At 42.1% G+C, this 4,209-nt stretch carries 1 protein-coding gene; it reads right to left on the minus strand.

The genetic code is table 11. The features are described from left to right. Positions 1–4,209 (minus strand): hypothetical protein (locus PHS46_08135; protein MDD3906469.1); only part of this gene is annotated, 4,209 nt, incomplete at both ends.

A 4,209-nucleotide genomic window follows, 5' to 3' on the forward strand; every position in this document is an offset into this window, starting at 1 on the left:
CGTAGTAAGAATCAAAATCATAAGAGCCTATATCAAAACTGGAAAAATCGTAGCTAGGGATAGTGGAAAGACCAACATCTCCGAAACTATAGGCCACACCCGGGTTCCCAAATCCATTAACATACAAATCGCCGCTAGCCATGGCAAACTGACCCCAAATGAACGCCTCATTTGCCGCCGCAATTTCAGCCGTTAGTTGACTTAGCGATATATAAAGATCTAGATTATCATATGCTATCATTAATTCCGCCTGAAATTCTTCGGGATCGTCGCCAATGCTTGGGGTAATGCCTCCAGGGCTATTACTATTAGTAGTGCCTGCATAATAAACATCATTACACGCAACGAAATATTCTTCTAGGGCCTGAGTCTCCCACTCAATTATACTATCCTTATAATTCTCATAAGCCTTATACTGCTGATAGTTTTTCTGGAGATAACTTTCATAATCGATAGGACAAAACATGTTAATGACGTTGTTATAGGCCATATTTGCATACCAATCTATATCGGCATTAAAATCTGTGGGTGGATCGTATTGAGGATATGACGGATTATATGAAGGGCTTTCGGCGTAAGCGGAACTCGTCCAGTCAACGTCATAATAGCCTTCCCCTGTCCCAATATTAGCACCATAGCTGTAATACCAATAACCGAGATACTGGGCCATGATAGAATCTCCAGAAAGCGTAATCTCGTCGGAATTGACCTCTCGTCCGGTGATATTATACACCGGGCTTATTACTTCGGTTTCGGTATCGCCATCACCTGTGGTATTAACAGTTTTTTTCGTTATTTGCCCTAAATCATTATACGAATTAATGATAGTTTCCACTGTTGAAGAAGTGCTGGTGGTTGTTTGGCTAATATATTGGTTATACGAGATATAGACGACTGTTTCATAACCTATTAATACATCGTCATAATACCATTCCTTTTTTTCAGCATCCCATAAGCGCTTTAGCTCATATATTGGGTACTCCACTGAAAAAGATTCTGGCTTCAGTTCTGTCTTATAAGAAGTCCCCGTGCCACTTATTACCACTTCCGAATAAATTAGTTCTCCTATTGAATTATATCGCCTGGGAACGGTATCCTTTTGAACAACACTTGAGTCGGAATATACAGTACTGATCGTTGAATACTCAACCTGATCCAAGTCATTATAGGTGAATGTAGTAGTGGACGTACCACTCACTGTACCGGTTGCTTGATGGGTTACCAGCGTTTGCCATTCTATTGTCGAATAAACTTTATATGTTTTCCCTGTGCTAGAATCATAAACTTCATCTCCAGCATAATAAGTAGTTGTTTCTATTGTGTAATAGTAATAAGTGCCGATGTAAGATGTTGTCTCCGTTAAGCTGGAGACGCGTCCGTAAATATCGTGTTGTCTAGTAGAGGTAACCGTTGTAGCATTGCTACCATCGGTTTCTGTCGTGACCTGTTTTTGTTGCACAACCTGATGCAAACCGTTATATTGCAAAACTTCCGTTGTCTGGATATATAAATTATCCAATCGTCCCTGACTAGTAGTATCGCCTTCATGTATTCCTATTTTTGAATAAACAAGATAACCATCGCTATCATATGTCCTATTTTCAAGATCAGTCCCGGTAGTTTTTTTACTGCCAACGGTTGTGCTAGTTTCCATCTGCAGAACCTGGCCGAGGGAGTTATAGCTGATTACGTGCGTTGTCTGGCTGGAGGCGGCATATAAGCCATTACCCTCTTCGAGCACATCCTGTGCCGAAGTATCTATGCGGCCATTATTATAGTAGGTTCTATCGGAAGTATCCGTTACGGTAGTAGTCTTGCCGCGCTCATATGTCTTTTGCTGTGTTTTAGCCACCTGATCATAAGCAGTATATGTAATCCAGATATTTTCAATTACATATGTTTCATTAAGAACATCGTTTTTATCTACATTGGTACCGTAATGGTCATAGTAACTTGATTTTGAAGAATAAAGCCTCCCATTACTATCATAAATTCTTTTATTCACATCATACATTTCAATTATTTCGCCGCCGTCCTCTATTGTAATCTGTCCCATCTTCAAAACTTGGCCAAGGGTATTATACTCATCTATTGTTGTCGAAATAGTGTAGCAATTATTTAAACCGGCACCGGATTCGGTAACATTAACATACGAATATTTAAGCTGGCCGGAGGAGTAATATAACCTATTGTCGGCATCATCTTCGATAGTGATAAGGCCGCCGTCTACTGTTACGATTTTCATCTGCAATACTTGCTCCAAGGTATCATAGTTATCTATAGTGGTTTCAACAGTATAGGTATGATTCAATGTTATTCCATCCGTAGATTGCCCCAGATATCTTACGTATGAATATGACAATTGTCCCTGCGTATTATATTGCCTGTCGGCATCATCAACCGTCCAGGTTATCAGATCTCCATCGTATGTCTTCTGCACCATACGGACTACCTGACCGAGGGAGTTATAATAATCGGTAACGCCTCCTATCGCCGCGATAGAGCTGATGAATGTTTCAACAGTATAGGTATGATTCAGCGTGGCGGCGGTGGGGTCTTTTTCCGTTACGCTTACACACGAATACGTAAGACGACCGTTTGCATCGTAAGTTCTGTTAGCAGTGTCAGTCTCGATGGTTATGAGCGCATCGTTTACGGTTGTTGTTGTCATCCTCAAGATCTGGCCTAAGGAGTTATAGTCGGAAGAGGCTATAGTGGTTTCAACAGTATAGGTATGATTCAGCGTGGCGGCGGTGGGGTCTTTTTCCGTTACGCTTACACACGAATACGTAAGACGACCGTTTGCATCGTAGGTTCTAGCCCAAATATCCTGTTCTATAGTTATAAGTCCATTATCTACTATTACCCTATCCGTCATAGCAATCTGATCAAATACGTTATATGATTGTATTGTATATAAAGTATAACTATGATCAAGACCGTTGCCGGTTTCGATTATAGTAACGCTTGAACTGTAAAGATAGCCTGTTACATGATATACTCTGTCGGCATTATCTATCATGGTAGTTGTGAGTCCGTTGTCTACGGTAATCTGCGCCATTCTTAAGACTTGGCCAAGGGAGTTATAGCTATTTATGATAGTCTCTACTGTGTAGTTGTGGTTAAGATTGGTACCTGATTCAGCGATACTAACGCTCGAAGATTTTAAGAGCCCTGATATATAATAAGTTCTATCGGCAGTATCAGTCTCGGTGGTGGTTAGCCCGTCGTCTACTGTAACCTGGGCCATATTGAGTATCTGGCCTAAGGCGTTGTAGTCTGATATAGTGGTAGCTACAGTATAGGTATGATTCAGCGCGGCGGCGGTGGGGTCTTTTTCCGTTACGCTTACACACGAATACGTAAGACGACCGTTTGCATCGTAAGTTCTGTTAGCAGTGTCAGTCTCGATGGTTATGAGCGCATCGTCTACGATTTTTCGCGTCATCGTTAATATCTGGCCGAGGGAATTATAATCGGATTCTGTTAAAAATGTCTCGATAGTGCAAGTGTGGGATAAATCCGCCCCCTCTTTTAATTCCTCCAAGTATCTTATGCATGAATACGATAGCCAACCCTGTGAGTCATATTGTCTGTCGGCATCATCAACTTCCCAGGTAACCTTATCGCCATCGTAAGTCTTCCTTACCATACGGATAATCTGACCGAGGGAATTATAATAATCAGTAACGCCTCCTATGGCCGCGACAGCATTGATAAAAGTCTCAACTATATAGTTGTGGTTCAGGATTGTTCCGTCTGTAGCAGTGTCTGTCTCGGTAATACTTACATTCGAATATGTAAGACGCCCAAGGGAATCATATCTCCTATAAATAGAATCCTGTTCCGTGGTTTTAAGGCCGCCATCTATTGTAATCTGCCTCATCCTCAAGATCTGGCCTAAGGAGTTATAACTGCTTATGGTAGTTTCGACGGTGTAGTTGTGGTTAAGACCAGTGCCTGTCTCGATTACGTTGGTCTTTGAATATGCAAGACGGCCGAGGGAGTCGTAGGTTCTGCCGGTGGTATCGGTCTCGGTGGTGGTTAGCCCGTCGTCAACGGTCGTGGTCGTCATCCTCAATATCTGGCCTAAGGAGTTATAACTGCTTATGGTAGTTTCGACGGTGTAGTTGTGGTTAAGACCAGTGCCTGTCTCGATTACGTTGGTCTTTGAATATGCAAGACGGCCGAGGGAGTCGTAGGTTCTGC

Source organism: Candidatus Omnitrophota bacterium (assembly GCA_028699255.1).
Lineage (GTDB): Bacteria > Omnitrophota > Gorgyraeia > 2-01-FULL-45-10 > 2-01-FULL-45-10 > FEN-1322.